At 66.4% G+C, this 17,548-nt stretch carries 18 protein-coding genes; 13 read left to right on the plus strand and 5 right to left on the minus strand.

From position 1 onward, the window contains the following. Both DSP71_RS23565 and DSP71_RS10380 read right to left on the minus strand, forming a co-directional pair. A partial coding sequence (locus DSP71_RS23565; RefSeq protein WP_309472617.1) for an FAD-dependent oxidoreductase occupies window positions 1-150 on the minus strand: 150 nt, incomplete at its 3' end. Window positions 151-279: 129 nt separating this feature from the next. Beyond that, a complete protein-coding gene (locus DSP71_RS10380) occupies window positions 280-1,080 on the minus strand; it encodes a MerR family transcriptional regulator (protein ID WP_113681042.1) in 801 nt (266 codons plus the stop codon). 117 nt (window positions 1,081-1,197) lie between these two features. Here DSP71_RS10380 and DSP71_RS10385 point away from each other — a divergent pair, with 117 nt between their 5' ends. From DSP71_RS10385 to DSP71_RS10410, 6 genes are all read left to right on the plus strand, one after another. Next, window positions 1,198-1,947, plus strand: coding sequence for a phosphotransferase (locus DSP71_RS10385; RefSeq protein WP_113681043.1), 750 nt, complete (start codon window positions 1,198-1,200; stop codon window positions 1,945-1,947). 109 nt (window positions 1,948-2,056) lie between these two features. Beyond that, window positions 2,057-3,409: an HNH endonuclease signature motif containing protein gene (locus DSP71_RS10390; RefSeq protein WP_113681044.1), complete on the plus strand. Its 1,353-nt coding sequence runs from the start codon at window positions 2,057-2,059 to the stop codon at window positions 3,407-3,409. Window positions 3,410-3,571: 162 nt separating this feature from the next. Beyond that, complete coding sequence (gene dnaK / locus DSP71_RS10395) at window positions 3,572-5,437, plus strand: molecular chaperone DnaK (protein WP_113681045.1); 1,866 nt, start codon at window positions 3,572-3,574, stop codon at window positions 5,435-5,437. Between the two features lie 2 nt (window positions 5,438-5,439). After that, window positions 5,440-6,096: a nucleotide exchange factor GrpE gene (locus DSP71_RS10400; protein WP_046748698.1), complete on the plus strand. Its 657-nt coding sequence runs from the start codon at window positions 5,440-5,442 to the stop codon at window positions 6,094-6,096. 7 nt (window positions 6,097-6,103) lie between these two features. Continuing rightward, window positions 6,104-7,087: a DnaJ C-terminal domain-containing protein gene (locus DSP71_RS10405; protein ID WP_058632332.1), complete on the plus strand. Its 984-nt coding sequence runs from the start codon at window positions 6,104-6,106 to the stop codon at window positions 7,085-7,087. A 142-nt stretch (window positions 7,088-7,229) separates the two neighbouring features. Beyond that, complete coding sequence (locus DSP71_RS10410; protein ID WP_058632345.1) at window positions 7,230-7,643, plus strand: heat shock protein transcriptional repressor HspR; 414 nt, start codon at window positions 7,230-7,232, stop codon at window positions 7,641-7,643. 27 nt (window positions 7,644-7,670) lie between these two features. Here the strand turns inward: DSP71_RS10410 and DSP71_RS10415 are convergent, their stop codons facing one another. Then, window positions 7,671-8,603: a hypothetical protein gene (locus DSP71_RS10415; protein WP_233437342.1), complete on the minus strand. Its 933-nt coding sequence runs from the start codon at window positions 8,601-8,603 to the stop codon at window positions 7,671-7,673. Window positions 8,604-8,671: 68 nt separating this feature from the next. Here DSP71_RS10415 and DSP71_RS10420 point away from each other — a divergent pair, with 68 nt between their 5' ends. The 6 genes from DSP71_RS10420 to DSP71_RS10445 all read left to right on the plus strand — a co-directional run bounded on the left by DSP71_RS10420 (window position 8,672) and on the right by DSP71_RS10445 (window position 14,954). Then, a complete protein-coding gene (locus DSP71_RS10420; RefSeq protein WP_113681046.1) occupies window positions 8,672-9,832 on the plus strand; it encodes a DUF4185 domain-containing protein in 1,161 nt (386 codons plus the stop codon). 155 nt (window positions 9,833-9,987) lie between these two features. Next, on the plus strand, window positions 9,988-11,355 hold the full coding sequence (locus tag DSP71_RS10425) for an ABC transporter substrate-binding protein (RefSeq protein WP_046748702.1): 1,368 nt from the start codon (window positions 9,988-9,990) through the stop codon (window positions 11,353-11,355). 71 nt (window positions 11,356-11,426) lie between these two features. After that, entirely contained in the window at window positions 11,427-12,353 is a 927-nt protein-coding gene (locus tag DSP71_RS10430; RefSeq protein ID WP_046748703.1) for a carbohydrate ABC transporter permease, read from the plus strand. Further along, window positions 12,353-13,246 carry a carbohydrate ABC transporter permease gene (locus DSP71_RS10435; RefSeq protein WP_046748704.1) on the plus strand — a complete coding sequence of 298 codons (894 nt, stop codon included), beginning with the start codon at window positions 12,353-12,355 and terminating at the stop codon, window positions 13,244-13,246. The genes DSP71_RS10430 and DSP71_RS10435 overlap by 1 nt, the downstream gene beginning before the upstream one ends. A 57-nt stretch (window positions 13,247-13,303) precedes the next feature. After that, the gene (locus DSP71_RS10440; protein WP_058632329.1) at window positions 13,304-14,404 is read left to right on the plus strand and encodes a DUF4185 domain-containing protein; all 1,101 of its coding nucleotides are present in this window, start codon (window positions 13,304-13,306) and stop codon (window positions 14,402-14,404) included. Window positions 14,405-14,513: 109 nt separating this feature from the next. Further along, on the plus strand, window positions 14,514-14,954 hold the full coding sequence (locus tag DSP71_RS10445) for a DoxX family protein (protein WP_113681047.1): 441 nt from the start codon (window positions 14,514-14,516) through the stop codon (window positions 14,952-14,954). 12 nt (window positions 14,955-14,966) lie between these two features. Here the strand turns inward: DSP71_RS10445 and DSP71_RS10450 are convergent, their stop codons facing one another. After that, complete coding sequence (locus DSP71_RS10450) at window positions 14,967-16,100, minus strand: glycoside hydrolase family 172 protein (protein ID WP_046748706.1); 1,134 nt, start codon at window positions 16,098-16,100, stop codon at window positions 14,967-14,969. Between the two features lie 103 nt (window positions 16,101-16,203). Between DSP71_RS10450 and DSP71_RS10455 the strand changes: the two genes are divergently transcribed. Beyond that, window positions 16,204-17,187 carry a LacI family DNA-binding transcriptional regulator gene (locus DSP71_RS10455; RefSeq protein WP_046748707.1) on the plus strand — a complete coding sequence of 328 codons (984 nt, stop codon included), beginning with the start codon at window positions 16,204-16,206 and terminating at the stop codon, window positions 17,185-17,187. Here DSP71_RS10455 and DSP71_RS10460 read toward each other — a convergent pair. Then, window positions 17,184-17,504 carry a hypothetical protein gene (locus DSP71_RS10460; protein ID WP_046748708.1) on the minus strand — a complete coding sequence of 107 codons (321 nt, stop codon included), beginning with the start codon at window positions 17,502-17,504 and terminating at the stop codon, window positions 17,184-17,186. The two genes, DSP71_RS10455 and DSP71_RS10460, sit on opposite strands and share 4 nt — an antisense overlap. Window positions 17,505-17,548 lie beyond the last annotated feature (44 nt).

Here is a 17,548-nt window from a genome sequence, read left to right on the forward strand (position 1 = left end):
AGCATTGCGTGGACGATCGGCGTCGATCACCAGCACGCGCATGAGTGCGCGGCCGAGGTTGAGGGCGGCGGACAGACCGGCCGGCCCGCCGCCGACGATGAGCACGTCGTAATCGGTGCTCTCGCTCCCACCCATCGCCGCAGATCTCATCCGCACGGTCCTTCCGAGAAAGGGACGGATCCATGCCGCGGCGTCTGCCGGGCGACACCGCCGGGGCGGCCGGTAAGGCTCGCCTTACTCTCATCCTGCCACGGTTCGACGCCCGCGGCGCCGTGTGCCTCAGCCCCGCCGCACGGGCTGCTGCAGTTCCGTGACCCAGTCCGACTGGTCGTCGGAGACGGCGCGCACGTAGAGCTCGCGGCAGGGGCCGTCGTGCGTGAGGCCGCGGGCCACGATCTCGGTGTGGATCGCGTGCCAGCTCTCGGCGATGTGCTCCATCGAGCCGAGGTGGATGCCGCACACGGCCTCGTCGGCCGGAGGCAGCTCGATGATCTCGAGACCTTCCCGTGCGGGCCCGGCATAGGTGTATCCGGCGATGACCTGCAGGGCGTCGTCGAGGGTCTCGTACTGGGCGATCGGGGTCGCCAGGGAGTGGTCGTCGCCGATGATGTCCGCCACAGTGTCGAACGCGGGACCGACGACACCTGCGACGGCGGGCTGGTCGGCCACGATGGTGCGGATCGCGGCCAGGCGGACGGCGGGGAGCGGCTTGTCGATGATCTCGATCTGGGACATGTGATTCTCTCTCTCGATGAGGTGGAGGCGCCTTTCCACGTCGACGAGTCTCTCTGCGGCGACGCGGTGCTCCTGCTCGACCTCGGTGCGACGGATCCGCAGCAGAGCGGCGATGCGCTCGGCATCGACGCCACGGTCGAGGATCGCGGAGATGTCATCGAGCCCGAACCCCAGCTGGCGCAGGGCGACGATCCGGTGCAGCCGTTCCAGCTGTGACGGATCGTAGGAGCGATAGCCGCTGAACTCGTCCACGTGGGCGGGCATGAGCAGGCCGGCGGCGTCCCAATGCCGGAGCATCCGGTGGGTCACCTGGCCGATCTGCGCGAACGCTCCGATGGACAACATGCCTCAGTTCTCCCGTCTGCCACTGTGTGAGGGTCAAATGAGTGTGAGGGTCAAATGGCTCTCGGGGTCAAGTATCGCGGTGGGACGGCGGGGGCATCGGCGCGCTAACGTCGACGCGTGGACGAAGAGGTGCTGGCCGGGGGGAACGCGAGCGGGGCCGTGGTGCGCATCGGCGACACGGTGCGCAAGGCGTGGACGGCGGCCACTCCGAGCGTCGATCATTTCGTCGCGGCGATGCGGGTGGCGGGGGTCGATGCGCCGGAACCGCGTGGCCGCGACGGAAGGGGCCGGCACGTCGTGGAGTTCGTGCCGGGAACCCTGGCCATGGACGGTGAGCGGCTGACGGTGGCCGAGCTGAGGCGCGTCGGCTCGATGATCCGCGGGATCCACGACGCCAGTGCCCGCTACACGCCGCGGGCGGACGCGGTCTGGGAGACGGCGATCGTCGCGCCCGGTGCCGAGCTCATCTGCCACAACGATCTGGCGCCATGGAACCTCGTCGTCGGCGACCGCTGGGTGTTCATCGACTGGGATGCCGCCGCTCCGAGCACCCGGCTCTGGGACCTCGCCTACGCGGCACAGGCGTTCGCCCTGTCGGATGTCGGACGAGACCCGGTGGATGCGTCTCGGGATCTCGCTGCGCTGGTCGATGGATACCGGGCGGACGATGTCATGCGCCGTGATCTGCCTCGCGGCATGGAGGACCGGACGGCGGCGATGCTCGCGCTGCTCGAACGGTCTCACGCCGTCGGCGACGAGCCGTGGGCCTCGATGTACGTGGACGGGCACGGCGACCACTGGGCGGACGCGCTGCGGTACGTACGGGAGCATCGAGCGGTGTGGGCCGGAGCCCTCGGCGGGGGCTGAGCGGCTTTCCGGAGTGCTCTCGGGTGCAGCGACGACCACATTCCGGCATATCGTTTTTCTGCTGTGATCTGGGGCTTCGAATGTCGGTGGCCCCTGATTCACTGCAGGTATGACGGCACCGGCTGACGCGACGCTCGAGCAGGTGGGCGCGCTCGCCGCGCTCACCGAGATGCTCGTCGAGGTCGAGCGCACGATCAGCAGTCTGCAGGCCGCGCGCGACGGCATCCTGGCGTTGGGGTCACGGATCGCTCTCGAGGTCGCCGACCAGGCGGAGCATCCCGATCACGGCGACATGTCGGCGCGCACGGTGGCTGCCGAGTTCGCCGCCGCCCTGCGGGTGAGTGATCGGACGGTGCAGCGCCGGATGGCAGACGCGGCATGGATCGTGGAGCGCTTCCCACTGGTCTGGGAGGCGCAGGGCGCCGGTCGCATCAGTGCGGCGCACGCCCGGGTCATCTGCGAAGCCGGGGAACACCTCGATGAGGGGGCGACTCTTGATGCCTATGCGACGCAGGTGATCGCCTTCGCCGAGTCGGAGTCTCCGGGGCGAGTGGGCCGCATGGCTCGGCGGGTGGCTGAACGATTCCAGGCACGGTCGATCGAGGACCGGCACCTCGACGCACGGGAGAAGAGATCCGTGTGGGTGAAAGACGTCGGCGACGGGATGTCGCAGTTGGGCCTGCTCGGGCCGTCGACGCTCGTCCACGGCGTCTTCGACCGGCTGACGCAGATGGCCAAGATCGTGCAGGGAGCGGATGAACCTTCGGGTCCGGAATCGGCCGTTGCCACCACCGATCCGCCCACCACCGATCCGTGCACCTCTGATCCGTGCACCTCTGATCCGTGCACCTCTGATCCGCGCACCGTCGCTCAGCTCCGTGCCGACCTCGCCCTCGACCTGCTCCTCGCGGGTGCTCCGATCGGGCACGACGCTCCCGAGGGGCTCCTCTCGGGTGTCCGTGGAGCGGTGTCGATCACCGTTCCCGTCACCACCCTGATCAGAGGCGGCGGGGCGTCGGCCGAGTTGAACGGTTGCACTCCCATCGACCTCGAGACCGCTCGCGCGCTCGCCGGAGCGGCCTCCGGATGGGATCGAGTGCTGACCCACCCGATCACCGGCGCGCTTCTCGCAGTCGACCGCTATCGTCCGGGGTCTGATCTGAAGCGACATCTGAGAGCGAGGGATCAGCGCTGCCGATTCCCCGCCTGCGGATATGCCTCCACTGATTGCGACATTGATCATCATCACGACGCCGCTCTCGGGGGAGCCACTCGCGAATCGAACCTCGGCCACCTCTGTCGGCGCCATCACATGCTCAAACACCACTCTCCGTGGATGGTCGAAGCTCTGGGTGCCGGTGTCTACGCCTGGACGAGTCCGACCGGCAGGGTCTACGTCGACCGGCCGCCCCTGCAGAACACCGTCACCTTCACCGAAGACCTCGCGGTGGCCCCGTTCTGAGCCCTTCCTCAAAGTTGAGCCAGTTCATATCAAGTTCATTTGACTCCTCGTCGACGCCGAAGTACACTTGAGTCATCGCGACTCAGGTTTTCCTGATCGCCGCAGATTTCTGAGACACAGAGAACTTCCCACGAAGAGAACTTCCAACAAAGGAGAGAACACATGACACGTGCTGTCGGTATCGACCTCGGAACCACCAACTCCGTCGTCAGCGTCCTCGAGGGTGGCGAGCCCAAGGTCATCGCCAACGCAGAGGGCTTCCGCACGACCCCTTCGGTCGTGGCCTTCACCAAGGACGGGGAGGTGCTCGTCGGTGAGACCGCGAAGCGCCAGGCCGTCACCAACGTCGACCGGACGATCGCTTCCGTCAAGCGCCACATGGGCACCGACTGGACCTTCGACGTCGACGGCAAGAAGTGGACGCCGCAGGAGATCTCCGCGCGCATCCTGATGAAGCTGAAGCGCGACGCCGAGGCGTACCTGGGCGACACGGTGACCGACGCGGTCATCACGGTCCCCGCGTACTTCAACGACGCCGAGCGTCAGGCCACCAAGGAAGCCGGCGAGATCGCGGGCCTCAACGTCCTGCGCATCATCAACGAGCCGACCGCTGCCGCTCTGGCGTACGGCCTCGACAAGGGCAAGGAAGACGAGCTCATCCTGGTCTTCGACCTGGGTGGTGGAACGTTCGACGTCTCGCTGCTCGAGGTGGGCAAGGACGACGACTTCTCCACGATCCAGGTGCGCGCCACCGCCGGTGACAACCGCCTCGGTGGAGACGACTGGGACCAGCGCCTGGTCGACTACCTGATCAAGCAGTTCAAGGAGACCACGGGCGTCGACGTCTCGGGTGACAAGATCGCCCTGCAGCGTCTCAAGGAAGCTGCGGAGCAGGCGAAGAAGGAGCTGTCCTCCTCGACGTCGACCAGCATCAACCTGCCGTACCTGTCGCTGACCGACTCCGGCCCCGTGTCGCTGTCCGAGACCATCACCCGCGCGAAGTTCGAGGACCTCACGAAGGACCTGCTCGACCGCACCAAGAAGCCGTTCGAGGACGTCATCCGCGAAGCCGGCATCAAGGTGTCCGAGATCGACCACATCGTGCTCGTCGGTGGATCGACGCGTATGCCCGCGGTCGCCGAGCTCGTCAAGCGCGAGACCGGCAAGGACGCCAACAAGGGTGTCAACCCGGACGAGGTCGTCGCCGTCGGTGCCGCCCTCCAGGCCGGTGTCCTCAAGGGCGAGCGCAAGGACGTCCTGCTCATCGATGTCACCCCGCTGAGCCTCGGTATCGAGACCAAGGGCGGCATGATGACCAAGCTCATCGAGCGCAACACGGCCATCCCGACCAAGCGCAGCGAGACCTTCACCACGGCAGACGACAACCAGCCGTCCGTCGCGATCCAGGTCTTCCAGGGCGAGCGTGACTTCACGCGTGACAACAAGCCGCTCGGCACGTTCGAGCTGACGGGTATCGCCCCGGCTCCCCGTGGCATCCCGCAGATCGAGGTCACCTTCGACATCGACGCCAACGGCATCGTGCACGTGTCCGCCAAGGACAAGGGCACCGGCACCGAGAAGTCGATCGTCATCTCCGGCGGCTCGTCGCTGTCGAAGGAAGACATCGAGCGCATGGTGCGCGAGGCCGAGGAGCACGCGGCCGAGGACAAGGCGCGTCGCGAGGCCGCCGAGGTCCGCAACCAGGCCGAGACGCTCGCGTACTCGATCGACAAGCTGATCACCGAGAACGAGGACAAGCTGCCCGAAGACGTGAAGACCGAGGTCAAGGCCGACGTCGACGCGCTCAAGACGGCTCTGGCCGGTGAGGATGACGACGCTGTGAAGACCGCGTTCGACAAGCTCAACCAGTCGCAGTCCAAGCTCGGCGAGGCCATCTACGCCTCCTCGCAGGCGGATGCTGCTGCCGGCGCTTCGGCTGACGGCGAGGCCCCGGCCGGTGACGCTCCCTCCTCCGACGAGGACGTCATCGACGCCGAGGTCGTCGACGACGAGGACGAGAAGAAGTAACCATGACTGACAAGAACTTCGACGAGAACCAGAATCCTGAGTCCGCCGAAGGTCGCAGCGAGGGGTCGGATGCTCAGGCATCCGGCCCCGCGCCGCACCACCAGGACTCCCGCGATGCGCAGGCCGCCGAGGGCTCGGACGAGACCCCGGCAGACGGCGCTCCCGACGACCTGACGGTCGACGACATCCTCGGCGCGACCCAGACCGGCGAGGCCGCGGCGGAAGACGCCGTGCTCGCCGACCTCGAGTCCACTCTGCTGAACGACCTCAAGCGTCTGCAGGCCGAGTACGCCAATTACCGTCGCCGCACCGAAGAGCAGCGGCAGGTCGAGATCGAGCGGGCGAAGGGCGAGGCAGCCAAGGGCCTGGTCCCCGTGCTCGACGACCTCGATCGCGCGGCCCAGCACGGTGATCTGGTCGAGGGCACGCCCTTCGCCGTGATCGCCGAGAAGGTGCGCACGGTCGTGGAGCGTCTCGGAGTGGTCGCGTACGGCGAGAAGGGCGAGGAATTCGACCCGCAGCGTCACGAGGCGATCTTCCAGCAGCCGACGCCCGGCGCCGAGAAGACCACGATCCTCGAGGTCGTCGAGGTGGGCTACCGTCTCGGTGATGTCGAGCTGCGCCCTGCGAAGGTCGTCGTCGCTGTCCCGGAAGGGTAGGTGATCGATGGCCAGCCAGGATTGGTTCGACAAGGACTTCTACAAGACCCTCGGGGTGTCCAAGGACGTCAGCGATGCAGAACTGAAGAAGACGTACCGCAAGCTCGCGCGCAAGTATCACCCGGACTCCAATCAGGGTGATGCCAAGGCCGAGGCGAAGTTCAAGGAGATCAGCGAGGCCTACTCGGTGCTCTCCGATGCGGAACAGCGCAAGGAGTACGACGAGATCCGCGCCATGGGCTCCGGTGCCCGCTTCACGGCGGGCGGCCAGGGCACAGGCGGCTTCGAAGACGTGTTCAGCCGTTTCGGCCAGCAGGGCCGAGGGCAGACGGCGGACTTCGAGGACATCTTCGCGATGTTCAACCAGGGCCAGGGTGCGAGCTTCGGCGGCGGACGCTTCGGCCAGCCGAGCGGCGGCTACCGCGGCTTCGGCGGGCCGCAGCGCGGTGCTGACGTGACCGCGCGCACCACGCTCGACTTCGTCACCGCCGTGCAGGGCGAGACCATCTCGCTGCAGGGCGAAGACGGCAAGCCGTTCAAGGTGAAGATCCCCGCCGGTGTCGCCGACGGTCAGAAGATCCGTCTGCGCGGCCGCGGCCGGCCCTCGCCCGATGGTGGGGAGAGCGGTGACATCGTGGTGCAGATCACGGTGCGCCCGCACCCTGTCTTCACGCGCGACGGTCTCAACCTGCGCGTCGTCGTGCCCGTGACCTTCACGGAGGCGACCCTGGGGGCGACCATCGAAGTCCCGACCCTCGGCGGCGACGTGGTCAAGCTCCGCGTCGCACCGGGCACCCCCTCAGGGCGGGTGCTGCGGGTCAAGGGTCGCGGAGTCGCGACGTCGAAGGGCACGGGCGATCTGCTCGCCGAGCTCCAGGTCGCGGTGCCGACGCACCTCGACGAGGCCGCACGCGCGGCGCTGGAGAAGTTCCAGGAGCTCGAGCCCGACGAGAACCCGCGAGCCGAGTTGATGGCGAAGGCCCGGCGATGAGCAGTCGTCGGGATCACATCGCCGGGACAGGCGTTCGCGCCGGATCAGGCCGTTCTGTGAAGAACGCGCCTGTTCCGGCGCCTCTGCCTGAGTCCGCGCGTACGACAAGAGACACGGGTAGGAGAGGAGAGGGGAATCGATGATGAACGCCGACACCCCGGTGTTCGCGATCGCGGCCGCCGCCGAGCTCTCCGGCCTTCACCCTCAGACGCTGCGGCAGTACGACCGCATCGGCCTCGTCGTCCCCGGCCGCACCTCGGGCGGCTCGCGCCGCTATTCGTCTCGCAACATCGAGCAGCTGCGCGAGGTCGCACAGCTCTCCTCCGAAGGGGCGAGCCTTCCCGCGATCGCTCGTCTGCTCGACCTCGAAGACGAGAACAGGGCGCTGCGCAACCGGATCGCCGTGCTCGAAGCCGCCCTGCGCACCGAGCGGGAGAATCGCCCCGGCGTGCGCGTGTTCGCCGCAGGTTCCGCAGGTGTCGTGCCCATGCCGACCGGTCGCCGCCTGCGCCGCTCGACCGAGGTCGTGCTCTGGGACCCGCGAGGCAGCGCCTAGAGGCAGCGCCTGGAGGCAGCGCCTCGATCAGAGCGGCTCCACGGAGAACCGGAACGCCGCACCATTGCGGAACGGTTCGACGATCTCGAAGTTCTCGTACGCGGGACCCCCGGGGATCGGCGAAGAACTCGCCCAATAGGACCAGCGGGCGTTGACCACTGCCTCGAGCGCCGGGTGCGGGTCATCCACGCGCCAGGTCTGCACGGCTCGACGACCGAGGAAGCGCCAGTGTTCCGCGGTATCAGCGGAGTACTCGACGGACCATGGCTCCTCCTCGTCGCCGGTGGCGCTCACCATCGCCGATTCCCCGTCGCGGGTCAGGTCGGCGAGCGGAAAGCGGCCGTGAGCGGTGAACGCGGTGCCCGAGAACTCCGGCCACAGCTCGGCAGGCGACACCACGCGGTCCGCCAGGTGCAGCAGCCGCAGTCGTGCCCAATTGCCCATCGTCGCGGTGAGGATCAGGTGTGAGAGCGGCACAGATGTCGCCCTCGTGAACCCCGCGACCTCCACCTCGTGCGGCCGGTCGGCGAAGAACCGTACCCTCACACTCACATCCGCACCGTTGGCGAAGCGTTCGACGCCGATCCAGACGGTGAGCGTCTCCACGCCCTCGACGGTACCGATCCGTCCACGGGCCGGGGCCGTCGACGGCATGGAGTTCGCACCTGCAGAATCGTCCGCCGACCAAAACCTCTTGCCCTGCTTGCCGGGATCCAGCGTGCTCGGCTCCATCTCTGAGAATCCCCGTTCTGTCGCGCCCTCCGGGACCGGCTCCACGGCGATGAAGTTCACCAGCCGCTCGTGGGGGTGGTCGAGGTAGGGGGTGAAGACGCGCAGGAGCCCGCGCGGCCCCGGTGTCGGCGGGATTCCGACCTGGAGCCCGCCGACAGGTCCCCACCGGGGCTCGGATGCGCCGTCACCAGAGGGCCGAAGCCAGTGGGGTGTCGCGAAGTCGAGCATGTCGATGACCCTAGTGTGTTGAAATCGATTTCGCTAGATTCGAGGAATCACGTCGATCGAGGAGGATCATGTCCAGCCCTGTCGCCTTCCTTCCTGTCGCCTTCCGCCGCGTGGCCGTGGCGGTATCCCTCGTTCTGGCCGTCGCTGTTGTCGGGTGCAGTGGAGAGGGCGGTGTGATCGTCGATCCCGATCCTGACAAACCGTTCGTGCTCGATGGGGTGTCCGGCCTCACCGAGATCGCGCAGCTCACGGGGCCTGGCGCCACGAACGACACGGAGTCGGTCTCGGTCGCGGGCACCGACCTCGGATCGATGGTGAACGTCGGTGACAAGACCTTCTTCTTCTTCGGCGACACGTTCGGCGAACGCGAGCCCGGGTCGATCGGTGGGCAGGGCGGGTTCTGGCGCTCGAACGTGGCTGCGTGGACGACCGACGACGACCCGTCGGACGGCATCGAGTTCGAGGGGTGGCTGGAGGATGAGGTCGGCCTCGCCGCGCCCCTCATCGAAGGCGATCACGACGCGAACGGCGCCGGTGGCGAGGTCACGAAGATTCCGACCTACGGCTTCGCTGTCGGAGACGCGATCTACGTCTCGTACATGTCGGTGCGTTTCTGGGGCAGCCCTGGAGCCTGGGATTCCAACTACTCCGCCCTCGTCGTCTCGCGGGATCTCGGATCTACATGGCGCCCTGTCGAAGGCGTGGAGTGGCCGGGTGACTCGAACTTCGTGCAGTTCGCGACGGCCGAGGTGAGGGACGGCGACGCGGACTGGATCTATTTCTGGTCGATTCCGTCCGGCCGATTCGGTGGTGTTCAGCTGATGCGCGTCCCGGCCACCGAGGACGCCGTCGAAGACCAGTCGGAGTACTCGTACTTCGCAGGTCTCGAAGGAGGGACGCCGCAGTGGAGCGACGACCTGCGCGACGCCGAGACGATTCTGGAAGGCACGGTCGGAGAGCTCTCGGTGATGTGGTCGACGTATCTGGACCGCTGGATCATGACCTATTCGGATGCCGGTTCGGCATACATCCGTGAGGGTGTCACGCCGTGGGGCCCGTGGGGCGAGGCGATCGAACTCGTTCCCCGCGAGGACCATCCCGGGTTGTACTCGCCGTACCTGAATCCGCGATACGTGAGCGACGGCGGACGTCGGATCTACTTCACGCTGTCGCTCTGGGATCCGTACAACGTCTTCTGGTTCTCCGCAGACCTGGAGCGCGCAGAGTGATCGACGCACGGATCATGCCTTGCGTATGAAATCGATTTCGCCTACTCTGGCGCATACCCGATCACCGACGATCCAGGGATGCGACCAGGGCCCGTCGGCGGCAGCCGAGATCACCGCAGCGACTCGATGAGGAGTCCGTTCCTGAGGAGGAACCCATGAGAATCACAACTCGTACGCGCAGGGCCGCGATCGCCGCTCTGGGCGCGCTCACGGTCGGCGTCATGCTGGCCGCGTGCGGTTCCGGCACGCCGGGGGAGTCTGCCGGCGACGGAGGCGGAGAGGACGGCGTCACCACGGTGCAGTTCTGGCACCGGACGTTCACGCCTGTGGAGAACGAGTGGTACGCCGACATCGTGAAGAAGTTCAACGCCTCGCAGGACAAGATCAAGGTCGTCGATACCGAGGTGCCCGCCGACGCGTGGGACCAGAAGATGAAGGCGGCCCAGGCCGCAGGCAAGGCCCCGGACGTCTACACCAGCTCCGCCAACCTCTACGACCTCGTGAACGCCGGATCGGTGCACGAACTCGACTCCATCGTCCCGAAGGACGCCCTCGACGAGATCCTCGACAACGCGAAATCGATCTCCGAGATCGACGGCACGCACTATGCCTATCCACTGCTGCTCGAGCCTCAGACCGTGCTGTTCTGGAACAAGGACATGTTGGACGCTGCCGGTGTCGATTCAGGGAGCGCCCCGGCGACATGGGACGATCTCCTCGCCGCCTGCGCGAAAATCCAGCCGACGCTCTCCGACGGGCAGTACTGCATCTCGCCGGCGCAGGATGCGGTGACAATGGCGTGGTCGACCGTCGGACAGCAGTACAACTTCGCCGGACACCTGGCGCTCACCGACGACTGGACCGCCCCTGACATCGACAACGAGGGCTACCGGAGCCTGATGGAGCAGTACCAGCAGCTGTGGGACAAGGGATACATGCCCAAGCAGCCTCTCGCGGCATACGTCGCAGGCGAGGACTTCGGTCAGCAGAAGGTCGCCTTCAAGGTGTCCGGTTCGTGGATGATGTCCGAGATCGGCTCGGACTACACCGACCTGCTCAGCAAGACCGGCGTCGGTGCCTTCCCGAGTTCGTCGGATGCGGACGGCCGCACAGCCACCACGATGGGCAACTTCACCTGGGTTGTCGACGCGAAGAGCAAGGCCCCCGAAGCCGCCGGCGAATTCCTCGCCTGGGCGATCGGCGGCGAGCCGCAGAACCTCGTCCCATTCTTCGTCGACACACAGTTCACCAAGGTGCCGGTGCGTCAGTCCGTGCAGGATGCCGTCGCGGCGAGCGAAGAGGCCGCTGACGCTCCGTGGTCGAGCATCATCGTCGACGACATCGCGCCGGACGCCATCCCCGGTTCCACCTACCCCTGGGATGTCAATCTCGCCGTCGGCACGGCGATGGAATCCGTGATGAAGGGCTCCGCCTCGGTGGATGACGCGATCAAGACCGCGAATGCGGCGATCCAGACCGTCATCGACCGCGACGGGCTGTCCGACAAGGCACCAAAGAACTGACGTCGCTCACTGTTCGGGGGTCGGCCCCGGCCCCCGAACAGTGAAGGACACGAGATCACGACGAGGTGGATATGGCCAATCAGGCTGTGCAGGAACGCCGGGCGATCCGGCAGCGGCAGAACCGTTACCGCTATCGCGACAACAGGACCGCATACTGGTTCCTGCTGCCGCTGGTGGTGCTGCTGGGGATCTTCGTGATCTGGCCGGCCATCTACGCCGGATACCTGTCATTCCAGGACTGGAGCTTCTATAAGGACCCGGAGTTCGTCGGCATCCGCAACTACGCCAACGTGCTCAAGGATCCGCTGTTCCTCGCGACCATCGGTCGCGGCTTCGCCTTCGTGCTCCTCACCGTGCCGATCATGCTCGTGCTGGCGTTCCTCTTCGCAAGCCTCGTCGTGACCGTGTCTCGACGGGCGGCCAGCCTCCTGAAGGTCAGCATCTACATCCCGACGATCATCTCCGCCGTGATCGCGTCGATCATCTTCGTGCTGATCTACAACTACTCCGGCGGACTTCTCAACGCTTTCCTCGGTACCTTCGGCATCGAGCCGATCGCCTGGATAGGTGATCCCAAGTGGGCGCTCCTCGCCATCGCGGTCCCGGCGATCTGGCTGGGCATGGGACTGACCTCGCTGATCATGGTCGCCGCGATGGTCGACATCCCGGCGGAGTACTACGAGGCGGCGGCGATGGAGGGGGCCAACTGGGGCCAGAAGACCGCGTACATCACCATCCCGCAGATGAAGAACGTGGTGCTGTACCTGCTCATCACCGGTTTCGTCGCCGCGATCCAGCAGTTCGAACTGCCCCTCGTCATGACCCAGGGCGGTCCGCTGGATTCCACGACCCTGCCGAACCTGTTCATCTTCAACCACTTCCGCAACGATGTGAACGTCGGCTACTCGATCGCCGCAGCGCTGTTGCTGTTCGTGGTGCTGGGTACGATCTCTGCCCTCGTCTTCAAGTTCGTCAACTCCGAGAGGCTGGTGGACTGATGGCCGTCATGCAGGAGACCACGCGCATCGTGCTCGCCGGCAGAGAACCTCGCTCGACCAGGCCGCCGCGCAGCGCCGGAGGCTGGCTCGTCGTCATCGGCAAGGTGATCCTGGGTGCGCTGTTCGTCATCGCGTCGCTGTTTCCGCTCGCCTGGATGGTGATCGCCGGCTTCAAGTCGAAGACCGAGGTCGTGGAGACCCCCTTCCAGTTCTTCCCCGAGGTGTGGCTCTGGCAGAACTACGCGCAGATCCTGGCCGATCCGACGTTCCTGCGCACTCTGTTGTGGACGTTCTTCGGTGCCGTGCTGTTCACCGTGGGCAGTCTCGCCGTGAACTCGCTCGCCGCCTACGCCTTCGCACGCCTCGACTTCCGGTTCAAGAAGACGATCTGGGCGATCGTGATCACGACGATGTTCATTCCCGGCATGACGATCCTGCTCACGAGCTTCATCGTGGTCACCCGCCTCTCCATGCTCGACACGCTGGCCGTGCTGGTGATCCCCGGGCTTGCGAGCGCCGGCATGGTGTTCTTCATCCGGCAGTTCTACCTGAACATCCCCAAGAGCTTGGAAGAGGCCGCGATGCTCGACGGCTGCGGTCGTTTCGGCATCTTCGTACGCATCTTCCTGCCGTTGTCGAAGCCGCCGTTCGTCGTGATGGGGATCACCGCGTTCCTCGCGTACTGGAATTCGTACGTCTGGCCGATCCTGACGATCACCTCGCCGGAGCGGTTCGTGCTCCAGCAGTACCTCGCAACCTTCCGGTCCGAGCGCAGCACCGAGCTCGGCCTCTTGATGGCCGGGTCCGTGCTCGCCGCAGCGCCGGTGATCATCCTGTTCCTCATCTTCCAGCGTCAGATCATCGGCAACATCAAGATGGCAGGCCTGAAATAGCAGCACTCTGCAGCACCACCGGCACCCGCCACCCGGCGGCAGCGAGAGGAGAGATCGATGGAGATCGAACAGAACCAGGAGTCATGGCTCAGCCGCAGGGGCGTCCTGCAGGGAGCGGTGGTAGCGGGAGCGGCGTTCCTGGCTGCGACCGGCCGGCCCGCTCCCGCGGCCGCCGCCGGACTGTCCGTGACGAGGGTCAAGGTGCTCGCCGGCACGCAGAGCCCCGTGCAGTACGGCATCGGGGCCACGGATCTCGGGATCCCCGCTCGCACACCGGATGGTCGGATGCTCTTCATGTTCGGCGACACGTGGGCCGATGGTGTCGGCGGCGCGAACTGGCGTTCCCCCGTCGCTCTCTACTCCTCGACGACGAACCTCGCCGCGGGAGTCGCGTTCAACGGGAGCGCGGGTGCCGGAGCGAACACGCAGGGCGTCGCTCCGCAGCTCTGGTATTACCCGCACGACGCCTACTTCACGACAGTGATCCCCTCCGATGTGATCACCGTCGGATCGCGAATGTATCTGCACGCGATCGTCAATGGCCCTCAGTTCGGAGCCGTGCGCTGGACGGAACTCTGGAAGTCGGACGACAACGGCGCGTCCTGGCAGCACACGGGGCTGCAGTTCCCCGCGGATATGGCGGGCGGCAAGTTCCAGTGCATCACGTGGGGCGAGGGCAACGACGGCTACGTGTACATCTACGGCACGGGCTTCCAGCGCGACAAGGGCATCGTGCTGTACCGGGTGCCGTCGAACAACATGACGACGCTCTCGGCCTATCAACCGTGGGGCTTCGCGAACGGTTCATGGGGGTGGGGCAAGCCCGTCACCGAGGTGCTCGGCGGCAAGTTCGGTGAGATGTGCCTGCGACCGCTCGGCGGGAAGTGGATTCTCACCTGGTTCAACTCCGGCGCGTATCGGATCGACGCGATGGTCCTGAACACGCCGACCGACAACCTCTACACGGCCACGAAGACCACTCTCCTCACCGGCACCGAGTGGAACACGGAAGATGCCTCGCACGTCGCGCAGCTCTACGGCGGCTACATCATCCCCGGGTCGACCCTGTCGGACCTGCACCTCAGCGTGAGCCAATGGAACACGGGCAACAACAGCGTGTACCACTCGGAGCAGTTCCGCGTGCAGGGGCTGGTGTAGGCGGGCGCGTCCAGGAGACCGAAAGCAACGCTTCCTAGCTTGGGGAGCAGGGAACGACCCTGCTCCGCGCCTGGCGCGCGGGTGTCCTGCCACGAAGGAAGAACTCCTCATGACGAACACCAAAGCCCCCTCTGCCGCCGCCTCGACCGGCCTCCTGGTCCTCCGGGTCGTCGTCGGCGCGATCTTCGCCGCCCACGGCGCGCAGAAGATCTTCGAGTTCACGCTGCCCGGGACCATCGGCAGCTTCGCCGGCATGGGAGTGCCGTTCGCCGAGATCGCCGCCCCGCTGGTGGCGTTCCTCGAGCTCGTCGGCGGCATTCTTCTGATCATCGGATTCCTCACGAGGCCGGTCGGCATCCTGCTCACCATCGACATGGCGGTGGCGCTTCTCCTCGTGCCCCTCCCCGCCGGGCTGTGGGTCGGGGACGGGGGCTACGAGTTCGTCGCGGTCCTCGGTGTCGCCGCGCTCGCGCTGGCGCTCACGGGAGCCGGCCGTTTCTCCATCGACGGCGCCCTGCTTCGCGGTCGTGCCCCTGCCTGGCTCGCCTGAGAGTCGCCGCGCTCAGTCCTGAGGCTCGCGGGGCGGAGTGGCGCCGATGTCCGGCACCGGGGCTGTGCCTAGGTGCACCTCCAGGTCGTCGGCCGTCGGCGTCTTCGGGCGCCGCGCGGTCGGGCGGTCGAGGTAGAACAGTGCTGTGGAGGCGATGTCGTCGCGCAGCGGTAGGTACCGCCAGCCGCTGCGCCATCCGAGCGCCTGGATGTCGACCTTCGGGATACCGGTCGCGAAATGGATCGGGTCGAGCAGGTGCCAGCGGTACATGCCGAAGCGCTGCTGCGACACATACAGCCCGTCGGGACGGATCACCTGGGGCATGCCCAGATAGGGAGTCGAGAACTCCGTGTAGCCCTGGCCGGGGATGTCGAAGTTCCAGGCACCGCCGAAGTAGTCCTCTGTCCCCGTGCCGCAGATCGTCGGATAGTCGGTGTCGTCGTCGAGGTAGAACTTGATCTCGCCTTCGCCCCACCATCCGTTGGAGTTCACGCCCCAGGCGATGTACGTGCCGACGTACTGACCCTGCCCTTCGACGCCCTCCAGAATCACGTGCGGGGTGAGATCGGCCAGCGGGTTCGATCGACGCCACTGCGCGTGGAAGTACGCGTCGTTCGAGTGGTCGCCTCCGACCTCGTAGGTCACCTGGTAGTAGACACGCACGTCGACGACGGAGGTGTTCTCGAGGGTCAGTCTGGCGCCGTCCTTGAACGGCATCGGCCAGTAGGAGTTGAATCCGCCGTGCGGGTTCGCAGCGATCGTCTGCGAGTTCACCTGCGCGAAGACTCCCCAGGCGTTGCAGAAGAAGTCGCCGTACGGCACCTCGACGGCGGGTTCGTCGGCGCCGTCCCAATATGCGCGCAGCAGCAGGGTGCGCCAGTTGTCGGTATGGGTCGTGATCCAGAGGTGGGTGATCTTGCCCGCACCGGTGATGTTCGCGAGCTCGAGCGTCTCGCCGGCCTTTATGTCCATGCTGGGCGAGATCTTCCAACCGGGACCGAGGTCACGAGCGTTCATCGCGCCCGTGCCCTCGGTCGCGCGGCCACCGCCCCCAGCGGATCCGTCGAAGTTCTCGGGGGAGATCGATCGGGTCTGCACCGGTCGCAGCGCTGCGAGGGATGCCAGATCAGAAGCAGAGGAAGTCATGGGCGCCAATGTAATCGATTTCAGATGAGAACGCCAGAGAATCGAGGTGTGCGCGATACTGTTGCTTTCACGTCCGGCGCGTCCGGGCAGGCAGTGAGGGTGCATGGCCACGATCTATGACGTCGCGGAACTCGCGGGTGTCTCCCCGGCGACCGTCTCGCGTGTGTTCAACGGCACGAGCGTGTCCGAGGAGAAGGTGGCCGCCGTGCGCGACGCCGCGGCCCGGCTGAACTTCACGCCGAATCGCACGGCTCGTACACTCCGACGCCAGAGCTCCGAGGTCATCGCGCTCGTGATCCCGGACATCGAGAACCCCTACTTCACGGAGATGGCGCGAGGGGTCGAAGACGTCGCCTCCGAGGCGGGCTACTCGGTCGTCCTGTGCAACTCCGACGCGCAGATGGAGAAGGAGGCGACATACCTCCGTATCGCGATCTCCGAGCACATGTCGGGGATCATCATCGCGACGGCCGACGAGCGGTCCAACCTCGAGGGCATCCTCGCGACGGGGCGTCCCGTCGTGGCGGTCGACCGCAGCACCACGTACGACATCGACGGTGTCGTGATGGCGAACCGTGCAGCGGGCACGTCCGCGACGCAGGATCTGATCGACGCGGGCTATCGTCGCATCGCCTATATCGGCGGGCCCGAGCACATCGATACCGCGGCGGAGCGAGCCGCAGGATGGCGCTCCGTGCTCGCTGCGGCTCAGCCAGACCTCGACCTCGACGAGCTCGCACGATTCGCGACGTTCCGCGTGGAGGGGGGCCGTGCCGCTATGGAGGAGCTCCTCGCGCTTCCCGAGCCGCCCGATGCCGTGGTCGCCGGGAACAACCTCATCGGCGTCGGCGCCATCCAGGTGCTCACCGAGCACGGGCTCACTCCGCCGCAGGTCGGTGTCGCCGTGATCGGGTCACTGCCCTTCACGACGCTGTCTCCCACCGCCGTCACCGTCGTTCGCCTGCCGGCGCGCCACATGGGTGTGACGGCGGCGCGGATGCTGCTCGAGCGCATCAAGGGCGACCGGCAGCCCTCGCGCACCGTGGTGCTGCGCAACGAGATCCAACCCGCCAGCCAGCGGGTCTAGCGGGAGCCCCAGAAGCGGGTCGCCAGGTGGGCGACCTCTTTGTCGAGCTCTTCGAGTCGTCGATCGACAGAGCCCAGTCGCGCGTCGAACGTCGCCTCGAGAGCGTCGAATCGGGTGTCGACCCTCGCGTCCATCGCCTCGAACTTCGTCTCCATCGCCTGGAGCTTCGTCTCCATCGTCTCGAACCGGTATCCCAGCTCGCGCCGGAGGGACGATGTCATCTTGTCGTTCTGGCGGATGAGGACGGTGAGCGCCCCCAGCATGAAGGCAGCGAACACGCCGATCAGAGTCCAGACCTGGGGTTCGTTCATCTGCATGGCTCCATCCTGCGGGGGAGTCCTCAGATTGTCACGGTATTCCA

It is taken from the genome of Microbacterium sp. H6 (assembly GCF_003314775.1).
GTDB lineage: Bacteria > Actinomycetota > Actinomycetes > Actinomycetales > Microbacteriaceae > Microbacterium > Microbacterium oxydans.

Bases quoted from the DNA above. Each gene is read 5' to 3' on its own strand.
- dnaK (WP_113681045.1), top strand. From the start codon at position 3,572: ATGACACGTGCTGTCGGTATCGACCTCGGAACCACCAACTCCGTCGTC.
- DSP71_RS10435 (WP_046748704.1), top strand. From the start codon at position 12,353: ATGGCCGTCATGCAGGAGACCACGCGCATCGTGCTCGCCGGCAGAGAA.
- DSP71_RS10380 (WP_113681042.1), bottom strand. From the start codon at position 1,080: ATGTTGTCCATCGGAGCGTTCGCGCAGATCGGCCAGGTGACCCACCGG.
- DSP71_RS10460 (WP_046748708.1), bottom strand. From the start codon at position 17,504: ATGCAGATGAACGAACCCCAGGTCTGGACTCTGATCGGCGTGTTCGCT.
- DSP71_RS10450 (WP_046748706.1), bottom strand. From the start codon at position 16,100: ATGACTTCCTCTGCTTCTGATCTGGCATCCCTCGCAGCGCTGCGACCG.
- DSP71_RS10445 (WP_113681047.1), top strand. From the start codon at position 14,514: ATGACGAACACCAAAGCCCCCTCTGCCGCCGCCTCGACCGGCCTCCTG.
- DSP71_RS10405 (WP_058632332.1), top strand. From the start codon at position 6,104: ATGGCCAGCCAGGATTGGTTCGACAAGGACTTCTACAAGACCCTCGGG.
- DSP71_RS10420 (WP_113681046.1), top strand. From the start codon at position 8,672: ATGTCCAGCCCTGTCGCCTTCCTTCCTGTCGCCTTCCGCCGCGTGGCC.
- DSP71_RS10425 (WP_046748702.1), top strand. From the start codon at position 9,988: ATGAGAATCACAACTCGTACGCGCAGGGCCGCGATCGCCGCTCTGGGC.
- DSP71_RS10440 (WP_058632329.1), top strand. From the start codon at position 13,304: ATGGAGATCGAACAGAACCAGGAGTCATGGCTCAGCCGCAGGGGCGTC.
- DSP71_RS10400 (WP_046748698.1), top strand. From the start codon at position 5,440: ATGACTGACAAGAACTTCGACGAGAACCAGAATCCTGAGTCCGCCGAA.
- DSP71_RS10410 (WP_058632345.1), top strand. From the start codon at position 7,230: ATGAACGCCGACACCCCGGTGTTCGCGATCGCGGCCGCCGCCGAGCTC.
- DSP71_RS10430 (WP_046748703.1), top strand. From the start codon at position 11,427: ATGGCCAATCAGGCTGTGCAGGAACGCCGGGCGATCCGGCAGCGGCAG.
- DSP71_RS10455 (WP_046748707.1), top strand. From the start codon at position 16,204: ATGGCCACGATCTATGACGTCGCGGAACTCGCGGGTGTCTCCCCGGCG.
- DSP71_RS10390 (WP_113681044.1), top strand. From the start codon at position 2,057: ATGACGGCACCGGCTGACGCGACGCTCGAGCAGGTGGGCGCGCTCGCC.
- DSP71_RS10415 (WP_233437342.1), bottom strand. From the start codon at position 8,603: ATGCTCGACTTCGCGACACCCCACTGGCTTCGGCCCTCTGGTGACGGC.